This is a genomic window from Thermophagus sp. OGC60D27, assembly GCF_052400625.1.
Classification (GTDB): Bacteria; Bacteroidota; Bacteroidia; order Bacteroidales; family Marinilabiliaceae; genus Thermophagus.
Map to the genome: position 1 here is coordinate 1 of NZ_JBQTGH010000021.1, position 24,184 is coordinate 24,184.

The 24,184-nt window shown below is 39.1% G+C and carries 12 protein-coding genes and 2 pseudogenes; 7 read left to right on the forward strand and 7 right to left on the reverse strand.

Annotation, left to right across the window (positions count from 1 at the left end; translation table 11 throughout):
* From ACT29H_RS16160 to ACT29H_RS16170, 3 genes are all read right to left on the reverse strand, one after another.
* A partial coding sequence (locus tag ACT29H_RS16160; protein WP_444822694.1) for a hypothetical protein occupies positions 1-202 on the reverse strand: 202 nt, incomplete at its 3' end.
* Positions 203-376: 174 nt separating this feature from the next.
* Complete coding sequence (locus tag ACT29H_RS16165) at positions 377-1,879, reverse strand: RagB/SusD family nutrient uptake outer membrane protein (protein WP_444822695.1); 1,503 nt, start codon at positions 1,877-1,879, stop codon at positions 377-379.
* Between the two features lie 30 nt (positions 1,880-1,909).
* A complete protein-coding gene (locus ACT29H_RS16170) occupies positions 1,910-5,050 on the reverse strand; it encodes a SusC/RagA family TonB-linked outer membrane protein (RefSeq protein ID WP_444822696.1) in 3,141 nt (1,046 codons plus the stop codon).
* A gap of 804 nt (positions 5,051-5,854) precedes the next feature.
* Between ACT29H_RS16170 and ACT29H_RS16175 the strand changes: the two genes are divergently transcribed.
* On the forward strand, positions 5,855-6,544 hold the full coding sequence (locus ACT29H_RS16175; RefSeq protein ID WP_444822697.1) for a hypothetical protein: 690 nt from the start codon (positions 5,855-5,857) through the stop codon (positions 6,542-6,544).
* Positions 6,545-6,581: 37 nt separating this feature from the next.
* Here the strand turns inward: ACT29H_RS16175 and tnpC are convergent.
* From tnpC to ACT29H_RS16195, 4 genes and pseudogenes are all read right to left on the reverse strand, one after another.
* A pseudogene (gene tnpC, locus ACT29H_RS16180) lies at positions 6,582-8,171 on the reverse strand (IS66 family transposase).
* A 58-nt stretch (positions 8,172-8,229) separates the two neighbouring features.
* Complete coding sequence (gene tnpB, locus ACT29H_RS16185; RefSeq protein WP_444822698.1) at positions 8,230-8,580, reverse strand: IS66 family insertion sequence element accessory protein TnpB; 351 nt, start codon at positions 8,578-8,580, stop codon at positions 8,230-8,232.
* A gap of 3 nt (positions 8,581-8,583) precedes the next feature.
* Positions 8,584-8,814 carry a hypothetical protein gene (locus ACT29H_RS16190; protein ID WP_444822699.1) on the reverse strand — a complete coding sequence of 77 codons (231 nt, stop codon included), beginning with the start codon at positions 8,812-8,814 and terminating at the stop codon, positions 8,584-8,586.
* A gap of 127 nt (positions 8,815-8,941) precedes the next feature.
* Positions 8,942-9,115, reverse strand: a pseudogene (locus tag ACT29H_RS16195) (IS4 family transposase); the annotation flags it as partial.
* 855 nt (positions 9,116-9,970) lie between these two features.
* Here ACT29H_RS16195 and ACT29H_RS16200 point away from each other — a divergent pair.
* From ACT29H_RS16200 to ACT29H_RS16225, 6 genes are all read left to right on the forward strand, one after another.
* Positions 9,971-13,693 carry a response regulator gene (locus tag ACT29H_RS16200; protein ID WP_444822700.1) on the forward strand — a complete coding sequence of 1,241 codons (3,723 nt, stop codon included), beginning with the start codon at positions 9,971-9,973 and terminating at the stop codon, positions 13,691-13,693.
* Between the two features lie 638 nt (positions 13,694-14,331).
* Positions 14,332-15,957: a glycoside hydrolase family 43 protein gene (locus ACT29H_RS16205; RefSeq protein ID WP_444822701.1), complete on the forward strand. Its 1,626-nt coding sequence runs from the start codon at positions 14,332-14,334 to the stop codon at positions 15,955-15,957.
* Between the two features lie 25 nt (positions 15,958-15,982).
* Positions 15,983-16,066 carry a hypothetical protein gene (locus tag ACT29H_RS16210; protein WP_444822711.1) on the forward strand — a complete coding sequence of 28 codons (84 nt, stop codon included), beginning with the start codon at positions 15,983-15,985 and terminating at the stop codon, positions 16,064-16,066.
* A 183-nt stretch (positions 16,067-16,249) separates the two neighbouring features.
* Complete coding sequence (locus tag ACT29H_RS16215) at positions 16,250-19,420, forward strand: SusC/RagA family TonB-linked outer membrane protein (protein ID WP_444822702.1); 3,171 nt, start codon at positions 16,250-16,252, stop codon at positions 19,418-19,420.
* An 11-nt stretch (positions 19,421-19,431) separates the two neighbouring features.
* Positions 19,432-21,303, forward strand: coding sequence for a RagB/SusD family nutrient uptake outer membrane protein (locus ACT29H_RS16220; protein ID WP_444822703.1), 1,872 nt, complete (start codon positions 19,432-19,434; stop codon positions 21,301-21,303).
* Between the two features lie 27 nt (positions 21,304-21,330).
* Positions 21,331-24,162 carry a SusC/RagA family TonB-linked outer membrane protein gene (locus ACT29H_RS16225; RefSeq protein WP_444822704.1) on the forward strand — a complete coding sequence of 944 codons (2,832 nt, stop codon included), beginning with the start codon at positions 21,331-21,333 and terminating at the stop codon, positions 24,160-24,162.
* Positions 24,163-24,184 lie beyond the last annotated feature (22 nt).

The window sequence follows — 24,184 nt, forward strand, 5'->3', positions numbered from 1 at the left end:
TGTCTCTTTTTTCTTGTCTGTCATAAACTGCAATATTAAGATTTATTAGTTTATGGACAGAGTTTATTTTACACTCTATTTGTCCATAAAGTACCATTTGCTCTGTTACGTTTGCCCCTAAAAATCTCATTTGCGTAAAGTAAACTCCGTTTTTGGCAGCTTCGCAAGCCTTGCAACCGGTACTTTCTGAATAGACATACATATTGAAGAAATTTTTGCGAGTTTATAAACAAACACTAAATGTAGCCTTTCAAAAAACTTCGTGCCTGATTCGGGTAACTCCGTAAATTAAAAAGAGGCTGGCTCTAAACGGAAACAGCCTCTTACATTTATGTTTGGGTGTGGTTCAGAGAACCTTTAGATTATAAAAAATTAGTTAATCATTAATTTTTGAGTTATTATTAGTTTCGTTGCTTGGAATAGGTAATATATCTTTGTTGGGGTTGTTTGCGATATATTCAATAGGCTCCGGGTTTAGCGCAGAGAACTTACCATTTTTCCTCCAACGAGCCAATTCAACAGATCTTAACAATTCATTAGAAAACTCTACCAGCGACTCATGCATTATAGCTCTGTAAATTTCGTCTTTTGAGTCGCAAGGATAATTACTTGTCGGATAATCAGGCATATCCACACTTGGACGGTTTCTTATTTCATTTAAATAATCAATGGCGTTCTCAGGCGTACCAACCTCATTTTCACATTCAGCCAGTTTTATGAGTACCTCGGCAAAACGCATATTCCTGTAGTTAATGGTAGAAATATAGTATCCCCCTGGATTTAATTTATACATAGGTGAATATTTATACCAACCGAATGCCGACTCAGTCAAGGAAAACTCGTCCTCAGGCCCGTAGGTGTCGCCTTCAAATATCACCGTTTCGGCTAACCGGGGGTCATCTTTTGCATCACCATCAGATACACGCTCAAAATCATTTATAAGTTTGTCTGAAGGGACTAAATTTCTCCATCCTGTCGGGCTTACGTCCTGAAACATTACATGGCCTTTGTCCCCTGGTGAATCACCGTTACCATCGGCCCACCAGTTAAAGTTGTTTCCGGTAAACCCTATTTCGAATATGGATTCCTCGTTGTATTCAGTTTCTTCCTGAAAATTATCTGAATAGTTATCAACCAGTTCGTATGGGCCATTATTATAAATGTCGAGCAGAACAGCACGTGCTTCACCATATTTTCCTTGATGCATTAAAACTCTGGCAAGTAATAATTGGGCTGCTCCTTTGGTTGCCCGGCCAAGGTTGGCATCGTCGTGCTTTACATTTAAAATGGGGATGATTTCACCTAAATCGTTCTCCATAAGTGTATAAATCTCTGATTCAGGAGAAGTTGCTTTTTCTCCATCCGGGGTTTTAACAGTTTCTGTATAAAGAGGTACATCTCCCCAGTAAACCACGAGGTAGAAATAGGCAAATGCCCTTAGAAATTTTGCTTCGGCTATACGGTGCGCCTTTATATCGGGATCCAGTGTCGGATCTTCGATTTCCGGGCCAAACTCTATTACAGCATTGGCGCGGTGAATTAAACGGTACCATCCTTGCCAGGGAGCTGTGAGGGTAAAAATTGTGTTGTCGTAAGTGCCATTCAGTAGTTTAGCATTATGAACTTCCAGCTGAGGACCTCCTGATGCATGTTCATCAGAACGACAGCGAGATAAATAAGCCATCATCCGTCCATAAAGGTCCGAACCGGTGAATTGACCATAAATTGCATTCGTTGCTTTCTCTAAATGAAGTCCATTTTGATAATACGAGCTGGTGGTAAACCCGTTAGGATTAGTTTTAGTAAGACCATCTTCTTCGCAGGATGAAAAAAACAGTAACCCTGCAAATAGAATCGATATAATATATTTTAATTTCATAATTTTTGTATTTAAAGTGTTCATTTACTATTAAAAAGTTGCCTTAACTCCAAACAGGAAGGTTCGTGGTTGAGGATACTGTCCAAAGTCGGCTCCATGAAGCAGTGTATTATCATCCCGTGAGGCAATTTCCGGATCATAACCATAGTAGTCGGTTAAGGTCAGAAGGTTTTGTGCTGTAAAATATAGCTTAAGCCCTTTGATAGAGTTCCCTGATATGCTGGCCAGAACATTGTCGGAAAAATTATAACCGACGGTTAGGTTCTTAATCCTCATATACGATCCGTCTTCAATGAATCGGGTAGAAGTGCGAGCATTGTTATTCGGATCAGCATTTACAGCACGGGGAATGTTAGTGTCTGTATTTTCCGGGGTCCACGCATCCAGAACGGCTACATCTTGGTTAAACAACCGCATCATGCCCTGCGTCAGGACTTTTGTTCCGCAATAAATCTCATTGCCATATACACCTTGTATCTGCATCGAAACATCAAAGTTTTTGTATGAGCCCGAGAAATTTATGCCATAACTGAAATCAGGCAAATAATTGCCTATTATGGTACGGTCATTTTCGTCAACAATCCCGTTACCATCCAAATCCTTAAATTTTATATCCCCGGGAGAGGTCGCATCGTTTTGGTAGTATTGTTTATTAACATTTCCGGCATTAAATTGCTGTTCTGCAGTTTGATTTAATGCATCAATTTCACTTTGAGACTGGAAAATACCGTCAACCACGTAGCCATAGAAGCTCTGAATGGATTCTCCCTCTTGTGTCCGGGTTATAGTACCTCCACCATAGTCGGAAGTAACAGCCTCCGCATCATAAGTTTTACCATCCAGGTCAGTTACTTCATTTTTAATGGTTCCAAGGTTGGCAGTCACTGAGAAATGAAATTCGCCTTTTCGTTTGTGATACCCTGCATTGAATTCAAGGCCCGAGTTTTCCATGCCACCTACATTTGTCCAAGGATTATCGATGTATCCAAGTGATGCAGGAAGGTTTTTTTGTATAAGCAGGTTATTAACATCTCTCTTGAAGTATTCAGCAGAAAAGGTGACAGAATATTCCATTAAGGATAAATCAAAACCAATGTTTTGCATCGTGGTAATTTCCCATTCCAATTCTTCGTTTGGAAGGCTTCCATAGTATGCGCCAGGGTTACTTTCTGCGTCGTCATTAAAAACTGCCCAGGTGTTTTGAGAAATTATGGATTGCCAGGCATATGAACCAACGTTATTATTTCCAACCTTTCCGTAACTGGCCCGTAGTTTAAGGTTCGATATAAAATCGACATTTTGCATAAAGCTTTCTTTGCTTAATACCCACCCTATTGAAGCCCCGGGGAAGTTACCCCACTTATTCCCTGGTGCAAATTTTGACGAACCATCTCTACGGAAAGAAGCACTTAACAAATACTTATCAGCATACGAATAGTTAATTCTTCCTGTGTAGGAAATAAGAGTTGTTTCATCAAGATTTCCTGCAACTGATTGATTTTGGGAGCCATCCAGTTGGTTTAGCAGATTGGTTGTGTGATCTCCTCTGCCGATGAGTCGGGTGCCTTCTGTGATTTGTTCTTCAACTACTGCAACTGCATTGATGTTATGTTTATTGAAGCTCTTGTCAAATGTCAGTTGATTTGTATAAATTCTGGAATAGAATTTAAATCGGTCATCTTCCAGTTCATGAAACTCCCTTTCATTGTAATCATCTTTATATTGGGGGTTGTCAATAATTGTCTGATCACCTGTGTACTCCATACCGAAAACGGACTTAAACGTTAACCAGTCGGTAAAAGATATTTCGGCATAAGCATTACCGATAATATTAGCCCTTTTGTAAATATTCTTATCTTGTTCAGCTATTCTTAACGGATTTTCAGGGTCGGAATCGTCAACCGGTGCTGTGGTACGGTAACCATGTTCATAACCTTCGGTGCCTTTGGGAACACGAGCGGGTATATATGGTATCTGATTGACAATATGTTTTATCATAGTACGGCCTCCAGATTCTTTTTCGTTGTTTCTAATGCCGTAAGATCCTGTGATACTTTCCCCAATAGTCAGGAAATTATTAATCTTAAATTCGGTATTCAACGTTGCGCTATGACGCTTGTAATTTGTACCCGCCATTATTCCTTCCTGATCTATGAAACCATAAGAGGTGAAAAAACGGAATTTTTCAGTTCCACCAGCAAGGTCAACGTTGATCTTTGATATAGGCGCACTACGAAACAATTCATCCTGCCAGTCGGTATCGGTTTCGGCAAAAGTTTGTGTTGCTCCCGGATAAATCGGGTCGTTTATATTCGAAAATCTTTCGGGTAACTCAGATCCCGCGTTTGTCAAATATTCTGTGGCAAAATCCATATATTGCTCCCTGTTCATCAAATCCAAGGTTTTCCACATTTGCTGCGTTCCTCTGGATGCATCTACATTGATGGAAATATCTTCATCACGATTTCCTTTTTTTGTTGTAATGAGAAGTACACCATTGGCAGCACGAGAACCATATATAGCAGCTGATGATGCATCTTTGAGTATGGAAACTGATTGTATGGAATTGGGGTCAAGACCTTCAATGCTTCCTACAGGCATTCCGTCTACCACATATAAAGGATCCGATGATAAATTGACGGAGCCTACTCCCCTGATTCGTACAACTGGTTCCTGACCGGGGCCTCCACTATTTACGATGGATACACCTGCTGCTTCACCTTGCAATGCTGATGAAAGGCTGCTGACTGGTTTGTTTTCCATTCGCTCGGCACGTACATCAGTTACTGCGCCCGTTAAATTCTCTCTCCTTTGTGTTCCGTAACCAACAACTACAACTTCTTGCAAATTAACATCGGTTGATTCTAAAACAACATTGATTTCACTTCTTCCATCAATCTGTATAGTCTGAGATGCAAAACCAATAAAATTAAATTCAAGCGTGTCATCGGGAGGGGCTTCAAGTGAATATTTACCATTTACATCGGTAATTGTACCGGTGAATGTACCTTCAATAACAATATTCACTCCCGGAAGCGGTTGTCCTGTATTATCGCTAACGGTACCAGAAATTTTAATATTTTGACCTACCAAGCCAAAACTAAATAATAAAAGAAATATTGTGGATAACAATATTTCTTTTCCCATTTTTAAACAAATCATTTTTTTCATAAAATTTAGGTTTAAAATGAAAATTTTAATTGTATATGTATGTGTTTGGTTGATAAATCTGGTAACTGATAATCGTGATCTTATATTTCGACTTAAATTTTAAAAAAAAGCATAAAAAAGATTAAGAATTCACTAATCAAAAGTAGGATTTGCCTTTAATTTTTGTTTTGGATAATGGATAAAATCATATAGAAATGAGATATTTGATTTTTTTTTTTGAAGAAGATGTCGAATAAATTATTTCTGATGCATCTCGATTGGCCTGAAAGTTTATTATAATAGGAATTAGAAGTTTTTCCGGTTATTTATTTTTTAGGGGCGTGGATGATGCGTGTTTGAAAACGAAAGAAAAATGTCTGAAAACAAAAATGGAATTTTATAAAAAGGGGTTCTTGATAAGCTGACGAAGCAAGTATTTCAAGTTTTTCTGCAACAAAAGTATGAATAAAGCCTTGTATGCGAGTTCTATTAAACCTTAATAAGCAAATTTTATCAGGAAGAATAGATTGTTTGTGCGGATAATGCCGGAGACCACCAGAAGTAGAATATTCAAGTTACCCGAGAAAGTGAACCATTCGATTTTTAAATGCAAGATGTTGTCTGATATTGAAATCCTGAATTCCAATAGACAATACAATTGATTGCAAATGACTGACCTAATCTCTTAGAAACGATCAATTATTACAAAAAATATCTGTTTTTAAACATTCATTATCTGAGATTAAAAGAGCTATTGGCAACAATTAATTATATTTGATTATGTTAAATATATTTTGATTTGCAAATATTTAGATTGAATGATTTATGAAATTCCCATTATTTTTTTTCATTTTTATCTGTTATTGGCAGACTGGATTTTCTCAGGTAATTCCTGAGGTTGACTTAAACTCTTTTTTAGATCGATACAATTATGAAAAGAAACATGAATTGCAAGAAATTTATGCAACGTACCATAGCATTGAAGGTACTCCCTTTCTGGATGAAGTGTTTGTTAAAGGAACGGCCATAATAAATGACAGTGTGCAAATTGAAGATATTCCGTTGCGATATGATATATATCGAGACAGGATTCAATTTATGCATAAAGAGGAAGTAATTCTGGAAATTGATCCTACACAGAATATTAATTTTGATTTCGGGGATCATCTTTTTGTCATTCGTGAATATTTTGATGGTAAAGAGAAAAAACGAGGCGTTTTGGAATTGCTAGTTGATGGTTCGGTTCGATTATATAAAAAGTATGAAGTTGTTTTTAAACCTGCAACAAAACCAATTGGGTTCAAGGATGGTGAGCCGGATCGATTTGAAAGAAGTGATGATAAATACTTAATTGCCATAGAAGATGGTTTACCTGAAATTGCACAAAGAAAAAATGATGTTTATCAAGTATTAAAATACTACAAACGGGATATTGAAGAGTATGCGAAGAATAACAAACTAAAACCGAAACCAGGCAAAGGGCTTACTCAACTCGTAGAGTATTGTAATGAATAGTTAAGTCCTGTCTAAAAGTATCCGTCCGAGCAAACGCTTATTTCAGGAGTACACTTTTATCAATAAATTGCGGCAAAAGTTCTTTGAAATTTTCGGAAGGAGTGGTGTGAATGTATTCCATCACGTACTTCAACCACTTTTGAGGGTCGATTTCAAGTTTCATGCAAGTGCCGAAGAAGCTGTAGAACATAGCGATATTTTTGGCAGCGTCATGTGAGCCGGCGAACAGATAGTTCTTTCGTCCCAAAGCCAGAGGACGAATGGCGTTCTCCACTGGGTCGCTGTCTATCTCCGGCATTCCATTGGTTAGATAGTTCTGCAGACTTGTCTATCTGTTTTTGCAATATTCAAAAGCTTTGCCCAGAGGATTTCTTGGCATAACAGAGCCTTTGTGTTTGTTGATATATGTCCTTATTTCGTTGATTACCGGCAGTGATTTTTCGAGCCTCAGGGCATGCCTTTGCTCATGAGATAAATTTTGTTCCCGTGCAATGGCTTCAATGGCATAAAGAAGCTGAATCAGACTAAGCACATGAGAGGCTCGTTCTTTATCGTTTTTCAATGCAGCTTCAAAATACCGCCTGGCATGAGCCCAACATGATAAATGAGTCAACCCGGCTTTTCCTGCAAGGAAAGTATAACCGCTGTAACCGTCAGTTTGTACAAAGCCCCGAAAAGAACTCAAGTCATCGATGGGGCCATTGGCCGACCGGCTCTTATAATATTCAAACAACACACTTTTGGACAATGGGGCATAACGAACCCACATGTACCCTTTGTGACATGTTCCTTTTTTGCTTCGATCCTGTACTTTTATTGGCGATTCATCGATCATTTGATAAATTTCCCTGAAAACATAAAGTCGATGCACCCCATATAATGGTCGTAATAAGTTGGCACCAAGCTTTATCCAGGATTCCAATGTGGATTCCGGAATGGTAACCCCCATCTGATTGAGCATCTGGCGAGTTCGATAAACCGGTAAGTGGTAAATATATTTATTGGTAAAAATCATTGCCAGCAGATTGGCACTGGCAATACATTTATGAAGAGGTCGGTTTAAAGGTGCAATGACTTGTTTTTGATTAGCTTTTTCGTCCTCTTTGGTAATATATTTATTCCGGATATAGCGATTTTTGAACAATCTGGCAGGGGTATAATCCAACTCTTCAGTAATCTCCTGACCAATACATACCATTCCGGTGGTGTCTTGTTCGGGCTCTAGGATGATCTCATTGACAGGCAAATGATCAGGTAACAGCATGCGTCCGGGGTGCTCTTTTCTGACCTTCCTGCGCTGATATTCAACACGAATCTTCTCCTGCTCTTCTTTAATGGTCTTGAAAACAGCAGCCACTTCTTCTTCAAAGGACAAGGTTAGTTGATCGGGATGAACTTCAGGAATGAAACGTTCTCGTTTGGAACCGAATATTAAACGACGCATTTGGTCGTTCTGAAAAGCCAAATACTCTACATCCTGATTAAGCTTCTCAATGAGAGAGTTTTTTTCTGAAATAACAGCTTCTTTCTCCAGAAGTATCGCTTCCAGAGCCGATATTCTGGCCTGTAGTTGAGCAGTGTTTTGGATATTTGATTGGTGCTGTTTTTTCATACACAAATATAGCATTAAATATTTGACCTACAAAGTTTTAAAGCTATATTTTTCAATTATTTAACAACATAAATCAGCTGATTTTAAATCTCCTTTTTCGTTTTAAATCTTTAAAGGAAAGATCTTCCAAAATCATCATCAACTCTTCCCGGGTAATAAGTCGTGATGGTGCCGGTTTATTCCCCCGGTCAACAGAGTACCTGCCTCGTTCCAGGCGTTTGTAAAACATGGCAAAACCATCTCCGTCCCAATACAAGAGTTTGATGTGCGTTCCGGCACGATTGATAAAGATAAAGACGGGACCACTTACAGGATCCTGATTCAGTACATTACGTACAATTCCGGCAAGTCCGTCAAAACCATTACGCATATCCACCGGATTGCAGCACAAATAGTACTGTAAGTTCGCACTTAGTCCTATCATGGGTTAGTAAATTTTCAGGCACATGCCATTGGGAAAAGTCAGTGTCATTTGGGGCAATCGCTTATCTTGTTGCGATGGTTCCGGCGTTGGTGCCGAAGATACTGCCAGGGCGAAAGAATCCACTATGGGTTCCTGAATATCGAATGAGCCAAGATTAATAAACTTTAAGCCCGAGTCGCTTTCTGTTCTTTGAGTCTTTTCAAGGGCTTTGTATTTGCTTACCCAGTATTGCATTTCCGAGCTGTTATTCCAATTTGTTTAGCGTAACTTCCTATTGTCTTACCGCTTGCCTGCTGTAGAACCACATGCTCAAGCATGCTACGGTTCAAAGATTTTCTGTGTTTCATGATTTTTTTGTGACAAAGGTAATAGCCACTTTCATGACAGGAAGACGGGGTTGGTGGGGTGGATACCTGCAACCTTTATCGGTTTTGTAAGTGTTGGTGCAATTGTCAAATAGCCAGCGAGGAACTAAATCTAAGATTTGTCGAATTACCGGATTGTTGGTATTTTTGTTTCGCCTGAAGAGTTCCATATTTGTATTGTTTTTGGGTGAAAACAAAAATATTCGATTCTTCGGGCTTTTTAAAATTAAGACCTTCGGATAACAGTGACATTTTTTTTAACACCTTATTTTTATTTCAGGTACGCATTTTTGTGATGAACCTCTTTTTTAAATTGAGAATGCAAACAGAATTTAATATTTTTGAACACATTTAATGAAACGAGTATTCAGGATAACACAATCATGAGTAGGGTGGTGATTACTTGTCGTTTCTTTAAGGGAACAAGAATATGTATTCATCTTTGTTATATGCGTTTTCACTTTCTCTCGATTTCGATTATGGATGATTGGCTTTTCGTTTCTTGCGAGTTAGTGCGTGTTTATAAATTCGGAAAATTTTCACAATATGTGTGTTTGTTCAGAGATTGTCATTTACAAGGCTTGCGAAGTTCGAAAATACGTAGTATACCATCGTAAATGAGTAATTTTCGGACTAGTGTAACACGGGAAATAGCACTTTATGGATAGACACGAATTAGTTTAATGTTAGAACGAACGTGGCAAAACTTAATTTAACATTTTTTAGATTTAAGATAAAAGGTTTGGCAAGACAACCTTTTATAGATAACCTGTAAATCCTTACATGCGAGTCCCATTAGACCTTAAAGATTAAATTTTTTACGTATGAAAGCCATAAACAGGAAAATTAAAATATTTACTTGTGTTGCAATTTTGGTGTGCACATTTTCAAATTTTTCTATTGCAAGTCCCGAGAATAGAATATTTTACAATATTAATAATCTATACGGGACCTCGCTTCGCGGAGCCAATTCTGTAACTAAAGATGACAAAGGCTTTATTTGGATTTCCTCGAAGACCGGGATTTTGAGGTTAACGAAGGACGATCACCGTAAATATCTTTTGCCGTATGTTACTACTGATGTTCTTACTGTTAATTTGATATATGAGAATTCCCAGTTGATTGCTTATACTAATAATGGTCAGTTTTTTCAATATGACCCCTTATATGATGAATTTAATCTTGTTTGTGATATTAGACAGATAATGAATAGCACACATGTTGTGGTTCAAAACGTCTTGGTTGATGGGAACGGGACTTATTTCATCGCATCTTCTTTAGGATTATATAAATATACGAATGAGGGTAAACTAATATTACTGACTAAAAGAGAAATAAATGAGCAGCATATAGAATGGAATGAAAGTAATCGAGATATGATATTTTTAGGAAGAGGTGATGGAATTTGGGAAATGGACAGCAAAAACGGTAAGAAGAGAAGATTGTGTAAGAATGATGATCTTAACTCTTTTAAAGTGTCTGAATTGTTCTATGATAAAGACATGAAGAATCTTTGGATTGGTACAAGTTCTGGCGATTTGTTTTTTTACAATGCAATAGATAGTATCATGAGAAAGGCCGATATTGAAAGACTTCCCGATCATCCCATTCTTGCCATTGAGGCTAATACCGATAGTACTGTTATGCTGGGATTTGATGGTCAGGGTCTGTGGGAACTGAACAGGGAAGGTACTCGAGTACTCAATGTATATCGTGAAGATGTTGATAATCCTTCTTCTCTTTCCGGGAACGGTGTTTATGATATCTACAGCGACAGGAATCAACGTGTGTGGGTCTGTACATACAGTGGCGGCGTTTCATTTTTCGAACAATCTATGTCAATGGTAACCCCAATAAAGCATCAGGTCAATTGTTCTAATTCTTTGGTTAATAATACGGTAAATGATGTTTTTGAGGATCGGAACGGTAATCTGTGGTTTGCAACAAATAATGGTATAAGTAAATGGAATGTAGGTTCTGATAAATGGATGTCTTTTTATGAAAACGAAACAGGACAGGCAAGGGTTTTTCTCTCCGTTTATGAAGATACTAGGGGCTATATATGGGCTGGAACTTGGTCGTCGGGAATTTTTGTTTTTGATGGCGATACTGGCAAGGAAATAAAACGGTTAAGCCAGTCGGATAGGTTTGGCGATTTTATTTTCGATGTTACAGAGGATACTAAGGGAGACATATGGATTGTTGGTGTTGTTGAGAATGTAATTCGTTACAACACGGAAGTAGATGAATTTCAGGAGTATGGTGCTCAGCCTGTTTATGTGATCAGAGAGTACAATTCAGAAGAAATGCTGTTAGGTTGTTCTTACGGTCTTGTTTTGTTAAATAAACAAAATAGAACAGTAAAAACCTTGTTGGGTGGTTATATTATTCATGATATCTTGATTCGTGAAAATGAAATTTGGTGTGCAACCAGTGGGGGTGGTCTTATTCGTTACAACGTGCGAAAAGGAATCATTAAGAAATACACTATAGATTCCGGTTTGCCTTCCAATTTTATTAACAGTGTTATTTATTCCGATGGCTATTTATGGTTAGGAACTGAGAGTGGTTTATGTCGCTTTAATCCTGAAGAAGAGGATGTTTTAACCTATTCTTCCATTATTCCGTTAGCAAATGCTTCGTTTAATCAGGATGCGTCATGTCGGTTGAGTGATGGCAAATTGATATGGGGGACCAATGATGGAGCTATCATGTTTTATCCCAGCCTTCTTAAGTCTCATGAAACTGAAGGAACAATATTTTTACAGGACATTTTAGTATCCGGTAAGACAATAAGAGACAGTACTATTTTTGATTTAAAAATACCGGTGGACAGTTTAAATGAAATTACTCTGGCATATTATCAAAACACAGTAACTTTCGAGTTGTTACCAATTGGCGTTTCGGCCTCCGAATCAAAATTTTCGTGGAAGATAGAAGGTATTGATGAGGCCTGGAGTGCTCCTACTTCAAACCGGTTGCTCACGTTTGCCAATTTACCAAGTGGTGAGTTTGAGCTAAAGATACGACTACATAATAATTCTTTGTCCCAAATAATGGATGAAAGAAGCATAGGAATAAAAATCAAGCCGCCTTTCTGGGGAGCATGGTGGTTCTATATGCTTGGGTCGTTGTTTATTGTCGGTATATTTTACTTTTTTTTCAGGTATCATATCAATTTGATTCAACAATTGCATTCGGAGGAAAAAATACGATTCTTTTCCAATACTGCGCATGAAATCCGTACTTCTCTGACGCTGATTAGCGGACCGGTTGAAGGAATCCGTAAAGAAGCCAAATTATCTGATAAAGGAAAATACTATTTAAACCTGGCTGTTGAACAAATCAATAATCTTTCAAAAGTCGCCACACAACTTCTGGATTTTCAAAAGTTTGACAAGGGAAAGGAACAATTGAACCTCAAAACTGTAAATGTAGTTGACTTGATAGGGCAAAGAAAAATGATGTTTGAAACGTATGCGCAGAAAAAGAACATTCAACTTTTGTTTTACCCGGAGCGCCAAATTTGTATCGCTGCTATAGATTCGGGGATGATAGAGAAAGTTGTGGATAACTTAATATCAAATGCCATAAAATACTCTCACGAAGGGGGAACGGTAATTATCAATTTCTGTTGCAACAAGAAGACATGGATAATGACGGTAAAAGATCATGGCATAGGAATAAGTCAGAAAGGGCAAAAGCAACTTTTTAAAGAATTCTATCGTTGTGAAAATGCAGTTAATTCTGAAGTTATTGGTTCGGGAATCGGGTTGTTAATGGTTAAGAATTATGTGGAAAAGCATGGTGGGAGCATTAAATGTTTAAGTCGTGAAAACGAAGGATCAACTTTTAAAATTGAGATTCCTTTGCGAAGAAAACTTTTGGGGTATCCTGTTAGTGAAAAGGTTTTTTGGGAATCTGAATCCCATATCGCAGCTGATAATGGATCGGATACCATTGTGATTAAAGAGAATACCGGCAAAGAAAAGAGTTTAAGCGTTCTCATTGTGGAAGACAATGAAAAGTTGAAAAACTTTCTTGAACTTTCTTTAAGTGATGAGTTTAATGTGACTTCTGCATCCGGCGGGAGAGAGGCATGGGAGTTGATAACAAAAAAATTTCCTGATATAGTTATTTCGGATATAATGATGCCCGAAATGGATGGATTCGAATTGTGCAAGAAAATTAAATCTACGTATGATACTTCCCATATTCCTTTGATCTTGCTTACCGCGTTAACTGAAAAAGCTGAACAATTGCACGGATTGGGTCTAGGTGCTGATGCGTATTTAACCAAACCTTTCGACATTAGCCTTCTGATCGGAAGGATTAAGTCCATTGTTTTGAATCGCAAAACCATACGGGAGAAAGCTCTGAAATTAATTAATCGTGAAAGCAACGGTCCAATAATAGAGAATGAACTCAATGATAAGTTTGTTAAAAAAGCTTTGGACGTAGTGAGATCAAATATTTCAAATCCAAAATTTGGCAAAAATGAATTTGCTTTTGAGATGAATGTTAGCTCTTCTTTACTTTATAAAAAGGTGAAATCACTGACAGATCAATCTCCTTCCGATTTTATTAAGTCTGTCCGGCTTAATTATGCACTTGAGTTACTCCAATCTGGAGAGTATACTGTTACTGAAATTAGCGAGAAAGCAGGTTTCTCAAGTGTTGGATATTTTAGTACAGTGTTTAAAAAGTTTTACGGAAAATTACCATCAGACATTTTGAATGCTAAATAGTGTCTTCCATAAAGTACCATTTGATGCGTTACGCTCAAGGCCCAAAGACTCATCTCTAGGTGATTTTTGTAAAAGACTGTCTAAATACTTATCTGACTCTTTATGGTCTGTTTCACGGAGTTCTCACAGAGTAAGCAATTAGCTTTTTCAGAAGTTTACATATTGTAGAAATTTTTGCCAGTTTTATACACGATATTAAATGGGCAATACATCCGTCTACCCTTAAAAGTCACTTTTTTCCAATCTTCGTTTTCAGAAATTAACAAATCTTTCCAGTGATAATAGGGTTGATTTAATTATATCCTCAGTTTCTATGTTTTTATCCAAGTGATTGGTATAGTTTGATTTGTGAAGTATTCTTGTTTCCTGTGTGTCTGAAATTAGGAATTCATATCTGAAATTAAAAAGTGTATATCCAACACCTATATTTTTGTTTTTTTCATTTAGCACTGATTAGAATCAGTATTTTAGCATGCAGGCAAAAAATGTCTGAAATTTAAATTTGTATATCTAAAATTAAAATACCTTAAAAAAAGTCTCATTTACTTTTGTTGTGAAATGTGTTGAAATGTTAAAGCTGATGAAATTTTGCAAATTCATGTTTGCAAATTGACAATTCTATTTAATAAGGGGTGCAAATGATACAACAAACATTAATTGTTTTAATGAAGGCTGCCATTATTGGCGGGTTGTTTATAGTTATTGGGGCATGCAATATTGCGGATACTGACTGTGAGGTAACGAAAGTAATTATTTCTGATAAAGCAGCTGCTAATTTCGATTATTTCAACTACAAAGGCCAAGACAACTTTTATACGAACATTCCTCTTCCCCGCGAGGATTATTTTTATAACCCAATCCTTTCTGGTTGGTATTCCGATCCGAGCATTTGTACGGATGGGGAATATTATTTTTTGGTCACTTCTTCATTTTCATACTTTCCGGGTGTGCCTCTTTTATATAGCAAGGATATGGTTAACTGGAGACAAGCCGGACATATTTTGGATCGAAAGTCACAACTTGATTTAGATGGTCAGCGTGTAAGTGAGGGGATATTTGCACCTGCGATTAGTTACAATTCTTACAATGAAACTTATTATATGATTACTACCAATATCAGGAAAGGTAACTTCTTTGTCAAAACAAGAGATCCTTTTGGTGAATGGTCAGATCCTGTTTGGTTGCCTGAAGTTAAAGGAATTGATCCATCCTTCTTTTTTGATAATGACGGGAAAGCTTACATCGTGTTCAATGATGCTCCTGATGGAGATGTTTTATACGAAGGTCATCGTGCCATCAGAATACATGAATTTGATGTGGCGAAGGAAGAAACCATAGGAGAAAGTAAGATGTTAGTCAATGGTGGTGTCAATATTGAAGAAAAACCTGTTTGGATTGAAGGCCCGCACCTTTACAAAATAAACGGAAAATATTTTTTGATCTGTGCTGAAGGGAGTACTTCCGTAGATCATAGGGAGGTTATTTTTAAAGGAGATTCTCCAATGGGTAAGTTTAAGCCATGGGAAGATAATCCCATTTTAACAAAAAGACATCTGGACCCTAATAGGAGGATGCCTGTCTCCAGTGAAGGTCATGCCGATATTATTGAAGATAAGAACGGAAAGTGGTGGCCTGTTTTTTGGGCTTGCCGCCCTATCGATGGTGAATTTGAAAACCTTGGGCGTGAAACATTTATGATGCCGTTCAGATGGATTGATGATGGCTTCCCTTACATGACGCAAGGGAATGAATTAATTCCCATGATTGTCAGGAAAAAGGGAATGGAGAGAAAAGACAGCATCACTTTTGGAAATTTTGAAATGAAAGATAATTTTAACTCTGCTAATCTTGGATACGAATGGATGACATTAAGAAACCCGGCTGATGAACTTTATTCTCTTACCGAAAATCTGGGATTTTTATCCCTCGAATTTAGTGACGTAAAAACTACCGAAAGAAAAACCCCTGCGTTTGTTTCTCGCCGGATCCAGCACCACAAGTTTGAATGCTCCACAAAACTGTTTTTTAATCCCGGGAACGACAATGATGCTGCCGGACTTTTGCTTTTCAAAGATGAGGCGCATCAATATTTCCTGTCAATCAGCAAAAATGGTAAAAAAGAGAGAGTCGCACTTGAGAAAATATCAGGAGAAGACACAGAAGTACTGGCTGCTTCCTTAATTAATAGTGAAGATAACCCCATAACTTTTAAAATACATTCCAGGGGAAAGTTATGGGATTTCTATTTTTTCATTGGGCGATAATGAACCGGAACTGTTCATTGGTGATGTGGATGCACACTATTTATCTACTGACAATTCGTGGGGATTTACCGGAACAACAATAGGGATGTATGCCACAAAAAATAATTAAGAATCAAGGTATTATGAAGATTTTAATGTTAAACCTAAAAAGAAAAGGCTATGAAAAATAATTGTAACTCTCGTCATTCCTTTTTTGACGACATCGGATTTGAAAAAAGTTACTTAGCAACTGGATACATTTATTATCCTGATAACAAATTAGAATTGTAAATGAAAATAAACCAAAATTGCAATGAAAAAAATTGATAAGAATGTATATCAGGCAAATCGCTGGTCTTTAATAAGGTTGAGCTTCAACCCGAAGGGCGTTTTGTTACTGATAATGTTTTGTTTGAGTTTTGCTGTTTACTCGCAGAACATGAAATCGGTTAGCGGGGTCGTTCTTGACGAAAACCGTGAGCCTGTGCCCGGTGCTACAGTGGTTGTTAAGGGAAGTACCACTTACGGGACTGTAACCGATATGGATGGAAGGTTTTCATTTGACATTCCTGAAGATGAAAACGTGATTGTTGTTTCATTTATAGGGATGAAGACCCTGGAGGTTGACGTTAGTTCACAAACTAATGTAACAGTAATGCTTGAACCTGAGTCCGTCGAGTTAGATGATATTGTGGTTGTTGGCTATGGACAGCAGAAAAAGAAGAGCGTTGTAGGTTCAATTGTACAGACAGACAGCAAAACTCTCGAGCGCACTGGTGGTGTAACCAGTCTGGGGCAGGCACTCACAGGTAACCTTCCTGGTGTAGTTACCATGACCACTTCGGGAAAACCGGGTGAAGAGGATCCTGACATCGTCATTCGTGGCGTGAGCACTTGGAATAACAGTGAACCACTGATTTTGGTTGATGGTGTGGAACGACCAATGAGTGGCATTGACATCAACTCAGTGGAAAACATTTCGGTATTGAAAGATGCTTCTGCCACTGCTGTTTACGGTGTACGGGGAGCAAACGGGGTTATTCTGATTACTACCAAACGTGGGAAAGAGGGGAAAGCCAACGTGAATGTTAACCTGAGCACCACCCTGAAAACTTATTCCAAGTTGCCGGAGCTGATGGATTCTTACGATGCTCTGATGTTACGTAACCGGGTTATTGAAAACGAACTCGGTTATGCTCCTGCACAGTGGGTAAACTACAAACCTCAGAATATCATTGATAAATACCGATGGCCAGCCAACCTGGAAGAGTTTGAACGTTATCCTAATGTGGATTGGGTTGATACGATGTTGAAAGATGTGGCCACATCCTACAACGGTAATGTCAATGTATCTGGTGGTTCCCCTTTCGTGAAATACTTTACTAGTCTGGATTATACACATGAAGGAGATATTTACAAAAGTTTTGATAATAACCGCGGATACGATACCGGTTTTGGCTATAATCGCGTGAATGTCAGAAGCAATTTGGATTTCTCACTTACGAAATCTACTACATTGAGTGTAAATCTTTCGGGATCACATGCCGTGACTAAGGAAACAAACTTTTTTGAATATGAAAACCTTGTTTGGGCTGCCTTCTACGGTATTGCTCCTGATATGTTTAGACCCAAATACAGTGACGGAACGTTTGGTTACTACCATCCCAACCCGTCACAGGCAACCACAAACTCGGTGGAAGATCTTAGTGTGAACGGTGTTGGCTATACCACCAATGATCGTCTCAATACTGACTTTACGCTAAAACAGGATCTTGGATTCCTGCTTGATGGACTTAGTGTGCATGGCAAACTTGTTTTTGACAATAGTTTTACGGAAATAAACCGAGGTATTAACGATCGCGATGACTGGGAAGACAACCCCCATAAATGGATCGATCCGGAAACAGGAAAAGAATATACCGATGTTACCGTGGACGGAAACAATAAATTTGATTACCAGAATAATATTGCTTGGACCACCACTGCCGGATCAGTTGATAATGGTGCCACATACCGTAGATTAGACTATTCCTTTCAGTTAAATTATAACAACAGCTTTGGGCATCATAACTTAGGTGTTATGGGAGACTTTGGCCGTGAGGAATTTGCTACCGGAAGTGAGTTGCCCTATTTCCGTGAAAACTGGGTTTTCCGTACCACGTATGACTATGCCCAGCGCTATATGCTGGAGTATAATGGAGCTTACAACGGCTCCGCTAAGTTTTCTCCTGAATACAGGTTTGGCTTCTTCCAATCCGGTGCACTTGGATGGATGTTCTCCGAAGAACCGCTGATCAAAAACCTCAATCTGAATTGGCTCGACATGCTTAAGTTCAGGGGGTCTTACGGACAAATCGGGGACGACAATGTTGACGGAAGGTGGCTCTATATGGACACTTGGGAAAATGGAGGTGCTTTAAATCAGGCACTAACCGGTGTTGACCCTGCTGATAGCCCCTATGAATGGTACTATCAATCGCAGGTTGGAAATCCCAACGTCCATTGGGAGGTGGCTACTAAAATGGACATTGCTGCTGAATTTGCACTGTTCAATGGGGTAATCTCAGGTACCGTAGACTATTTTAGCGAAAAGAGATCAGATATTCTCCTGAGGGGAGGCGATCGAGCCGTACCTTCCTACTATGGAACGACCGCACCGACTGCCAACCTGGGAGAAGTGGAAACAAGTGGATATGAGGTGGAACTTCGATGGAACAAAGTAATTAATCCCGACTTACGTTTGTGGGGAAATGCGGTTTACACCCATGCTAACAGCAAAATAATTGAAGCTGATGATCCAGAGTTGATGCCGGATTACCAAAAGGATGCCGGTAAGCCGATCGGCCAGACCACTGCTCATGTTGATTACGGTTATTACAATAACTGGGATGAGCTTTATGGCTCTACCGCGCATGATGAATATGATGAAAACCGTATACCGGGAAATTATATTATACTCGATTATGATGCCGACGGGGTTATTTCTTCATTTGACCAGATTCCATATGGATTTACCGGTGTGCCTGAGAATACTGTTAACAGCCAGTTTGGAGTTGATTTTAAAGGATGGAGTTGCTTTGTACAGTTTTATGGAGTAAATAACGTAACACGCTATGTTGGTCTTCAAAGTTTAGGCGGAATTAAAAATACTGCTTTTGAGGAAGGGAGCTATTGGTCAAAAGACAATACCGACGCAGATGTACCCCTTCCAAGATGGGGAACCATACCCAGCGGGTACACAGCTGCTACCCGCTACTTGTTTGACGGCTCATATCTACGCCTTAAATATGCTGAACTGTCCTATACTTTCGATAAACAACCATGGTTAAAAAGTGTAGGACTGACCAGACTGAAAGTGTTTGCAAATGGAAACAACCTGTTTTTATGGACAGATATGCCTGATGACCGCGAGTCCAATACAGGTGGTAATACAGCGTATCCGACGCAAAAACGTTTTAATTTTGGAGTGAGAATTTCATTATAATCACATAAACAATGAAGACAAAATTTAAATATTATCTATACGCAATAGCAACATTACTTTTTTTCAGTGTTGTTGCATGCGAAGACTATTTGGACAGGGCTCCTGAATCGGTGATATCATCGGATGATGCCTACAAGAATTTTAGAAACTTTCAGGGGTTTGTTGAAAGAATGTACCACATTACACCAGACCTGGCAAAACACTACTGGGTCAGCTCTTTCAACTGGGGTGAAGACGAGGTAATAACCATAGGTAATGGTGAGTATTTGATGGGATTCAGTATTGATGGCGGAAATTATCGCGACTATATTGGTAAAGGTGATTGTTTCCTGGATCGTAACTGGAGCCCCGAAGGTGACAGATTTCAAAAAGCTATTTGGGGGGGGTCCTGGTACGGCATACGTGTAGCCAATATGGGACTTCAGGCCATCGCTGAAGGTAAGTTGATCGATGCGACTCAGGAAGAAAGAGATCTCATTGAGGGACAATTATACTTTTTGCGTGGCTGGTTTTATTTCCAGCTCACACAGTATTGGGGAGGTCTTCCCTACATCGAAACTGTACTTCCAAGTGATGAGCCCCTTACGCTGCCTCGCGAGTCATACAGAGAAAATGCAGAAAAGATGGCTGCTGATTTTCAGAGAGCTGCTGATCTTTTGCCGGTTGATTGGGACAATACCACGGTTGGGGCTAATACATTAAACAACAATGAACTGCGTGCTAATAAAATATGGGCACTCGCCATGCTTGGAAAAACCTATCTCTATGCAGGTAGTCCCCTGATGACTAACGGCATTAATGGTCCGCGTACCTATGATGCAGAAATGTGCAAAAAAGCTGCTGATGCTTTTGGACAGGTGCTGAGCATGGTGGAAAATGGCCAGACACAATATGCGCTGGTTGATTTTGAAGACTACTCGTCATTATTTTATACCATGCAACAAAACTGGCTGATGCCAGGTGGTACCGAAGCAATTATAAGAAGCCCAACCTATGGTCCGGATTCATACTGGAGACAGATGAACTCTTATCAGCCCTCACCAATGGCTAATGGTGACGGTATCGTTCTGGCACCTGCCGCGAACTATGTAAACTATTACGGAATGGCAAATGGTATGCCACTTGATGATGAAGATTCCGGGTTCGATGAAACACACCCTTGGAAAGATAGAGACCCACGCTTTTACAATGATATCATCTATGACGGAGTAAAAGTTGTTTCAGGTACTATTACCAATCCTGAGGATGAACAGTGGAGGTATGCCAATCTTCATACAGGAGGGAACTATGTGAATGATCCTCGTACAACGAGTCGTACAGGATACTTGAACTACAAGTTTATTCCACTTGGGGCGAATATCTGGGATAATACTTACGGATATAGTTACTCGGCACATTTACATTTATCATGGTTACGCTTGGCAGATGTCTATTTGATGTATGCCGAAGCTGCAGCTCAGGGTTATCAATCGCCACAAGGAAAAGCATCCAATTTTTCGAAGAATGCTGTGGAGGCATTAAACCGGATTCGTGAACGCGCAGGTGTGGATCCGGTGGCCGATAAATATACTTCTTCTTTAGAAGGGTTTATGAGTGAATTAAGACGTGAACGGGCTGTGGAACTTGCATTTGAAGGACATCGGTTCAATGATCTTCGGCGGTGGCTTCTGCTGACTGAGTATCCCTATAATATTAAGACCCGACAAGAGTTTGACCGGGCAGAGCCACTTGATACTGATGCGGATCCTAAAGAGAATGCTGTCATGAATTGGGATGAAGAGGTCATAACAACTCGTAATCTTACCAATAAGCATTACTGGCTTCCAATTAAAACCGAGGATGTCAGCATGTACCCGGAATTTCACCAAAATCCTGGTTGGTAATAAATTGATAATTTAAAAAAGACTAAAATGAAATATATATATATTGGTCTCGCAATGGGTCTCGTTTTTCTTTTCAATGGACTACAGGCCTCTGCCCAGTTGGGAGACACAGATGAACTGACAATGGAAAACGATACTTTACAAAATAAAGTAGAGGTCGCATTTCGGTCCATGGACAAAAAGGATATGTTGGGAGGTATTTCTGTCATTGATGTGGAAGAGATGACAGAAAAAGCATATACCACCTATAGCTTGGACTTTGTAGAAAATCTGATTGGTGGTGTGAATGGTAATATCTGGGGAATGGACGAATATTTGGTTGTCATTGACGGGATGGTGCGTGATGCCAACAATGTTTTGCCCTCAGAAATTGAACAAATCAGTGTTCTGAAAGGACCTGCTGCTGTTGTTTTATATGGCAGTCGTGCCTCTAAAGGTGTGATTAAAATTACTACCAAGAGGGGAGAAATAGGCAAACCTAAAATACAGATTCGTGCCAATACAGGAATTCATATTCCTAAAGCTTATCCGGAGTATCTTGGAGCAGCTGAGTATATGAGCCTTCATAATGAAGCAAGCGTGAATGACGGAAACGATCCCATCCATAGCATTGAGGATATCTACTGGACCTCTATTGGTAACAATCCTTATCGCTATCCGGATTTGGATATGTACTCATCGGAATATCTTCGCGACTACTATAACAGGTCGGAAGCTATTGCAGAGATCACCGGTGGCAATGAGGGAGTGAAGTATTATACCACTACCGGTTACTACCGGGAAAACTCACTACTTGATGTTGGAAAAAGTTCGGACAACTATGTGAGTCGTTTCTTTGTGCGCGGAAACGTTGATATTAAAGTAGCAGAATTTCTTGATGTACAGGCAGATGCAAATGTAACTTTTTATGATTCTTACACTGCCGATGGTGACTGGTGGTCTAATGCTGAAACCCTGCGCCCCCACCGTGTGGCACCGTTGATTCCAATTGATTATCTTGAGGAAAATGATATTCCTTCCTGGAATACAATCAATACCAGTAATCATATTATTGACGGGCAATATTTCCTGGGTGCTACCCAGCAGGATCGTACCAACCCTGTTGCAGATTCTTATGCCGGTGGTGATAGTAAATTTGTAAGTCGTCAGTTTCAGTTCAATACCCGTTTTGATTTAGATTTAAAATCTTTGCTTGAAGGGTTGCACATGCGTGCAAAATATGGAATTGATTATGCCGCGACTTACAACCAGGGATATTCTAATGAGTATGCTACTTTTGCACCGACCTGGACAAATTATGCAGGTAAAGACTTGATCTCCAGTGTAGAGCAATTTGGAGATGATAAAAAAGGCACAAGTGAGAATATCAGTAATTCGGCTTATCGCTACACATACAATGTATCGACTCAATTTGATTACAGCCGCACTTTTAACAGTGACCACAATGTTTTTGGTATGGTTGTGGGTAATATATGGCAAAGACAAGAGAGTGGGAGGTATCACCGGATTACAAACGTGAACCTTGGGGTACAGGCATCCTATAACTTTCAGCATAAATATTATCTGGATTTTAGTGCCGCTCTTCCCTATTCTGCAAAATTGCCGGAGGATAACAGACTTGGCTTCTCGCCAACTCTGACAATTGGCTGGCGTCCCGTAAAAGAAGATTTCTTTCAAAACAACGTTTTTGATGATCTGATGCTAACCGTTTCCGGTGGTATTATAAGCCAGGATATGGATATAGTGGATTCTGATAATGAGGACAATGAATATTATCTCTACAAAACTGTTCTGCAACGTGGAGGATGGTATTCCTGGGCCGATTTGGGAGGTGAAGCTGCCACCGAGTTTCAACGTGGAAATAACCCCGATATGACTTTTGTAAAAAGGAAGGAGCTGAACCTGGGCCTGCGTGGAGCACTTTGGAATCAATTGCTCACATTCGACTTTAATTATTTTATCGGGAAAATGGATGGCGCGCTTGCAAGGGTTTATTCAGAATATCCCATTTACTTTACACAGGTTGGGTATCCCACATCTTCTATTATTCCACTTATAAATTACAATATAGACGATCGTAAAGGTTTTGACTTTAGTGTTTATATGAATAAGGAAGTCAGTGAAGTGGATCTCACACTGGGAGTAAGTGGAATGTATTATGAGACGGAAGCAGCTCAACGTGATGAAAATTATGAGTATGATTACCGATCCAGAATTGGTCGTCCTTTGAATTCTTTATGGGGACTGGAAAATCTTGGCTTCTTCAATGATCAGGATGATATCAATAATTCTCCAGAGCAGCAGTTTGGGGATACCAGGCCTGGAGATATTAAATACAAGGATCAGAACGGAGATGGAGTTATTGATGAAAAAGACGAAGTTTATCTGGGACGCTGGGATACACCCTTGCGTTTAGGATTAAACTTTACTGCTAAGTGGCGTAACTTTACTCTTTTTGCCATGGCCGACGGTTTTTTTGGAGGTAAAGGTATGAAAAACAGTTCCTACTATTGGGTGAGTGGAGACGACAAGTATTCAGAGATTGTTCGTAACCGGTGGACAGAAGAGACAAAGACCACAGCTACTTATCCTCGTCTAACCACTACCAGCGGAGCAAACAATTTCCGTAACTCAGATTTTTGGATGTATGATGCAGACAGACTGAATTTATCGCAGGTTCAGTTAACATACGACCTTCCTGAAACAGCCTTGCAGGGATCTTTTATCAATGGTGTCAGCTTTTATGTGAGCGGTTACGATTTGCTGACTATCTCCAAAGAGCGTAAACACCATGAATTAAATGTAGGAAGTGCGCCACAGACACGCTTTTTTAATATCGGCGTGAAAGGTACATTTTAATGACATCATACGTTAAAAATTA

Bases quoted from the DNA above. Each gene is read 5' to 3' on its own strand.
- ACT29H_RS16175 (WP_444822697.1), top strand. From the start codon at position 5,855: ATGAAATTCCCATTATTTTTTTTCATTTTTATCTGTTATTGGCAGACT.
- ACT29H_RS16165 (WP_444822695.1), bottom strand. From the start codon at position 1,879: ATGAAATTAAAATATATTATATCGATTCTATTTGCAGGGTTACTGTTT.
- ACT29H_RS16190 (WP_444822699.1), bottom strand. From the start codon at position 8,814: ATGCAATACTGGGTAAGCAAATACAAAGCCCTTGAAAAGACTCAAAGA.
- ACT29H_RS16220 (WP_444822703.1), top strand. From the start codon at position 19,432: ATGAAGACAAAATTTAAATATTATCTATACGCAATAGCAACATTACTT.
- ACT29H_RS16215 (WP_444822702.1), top strand. From the start codon at position 16,250: ATGAAAAAAATTGATAAGAATGTATATCAGGCAAATCGCTGGTCTTTA.
- tnpB (WP_444822698.1), bottom strand. From the start codon at position 8,580: ATGATAGGACTAAGTGCGAACTTACAGTACTATTTGTGCTGCAATCCG.
- ACT29H_RS16225 (WP_444822704.1), top strand. From the start codon at position 21,331: ATGAAATATATATATATTGGTCTCGCAATGGGTCTCGTTTTTCTTTTC.
- ACT29H_RS16170 (WP_444822696.1), bottom strand. From the start codon at position 5,050: ATGAAAAAAATGATTTGTTTAAAAATGGGAAAAGAAATATTGTTATCC.
- ACT29H_RS16205 (WP_444822701.1), top strand. From the start codon at position 14,332: ATGATACAACAAACATTAATTGTTTTAATGAAGGCTGCCATTATTGGC.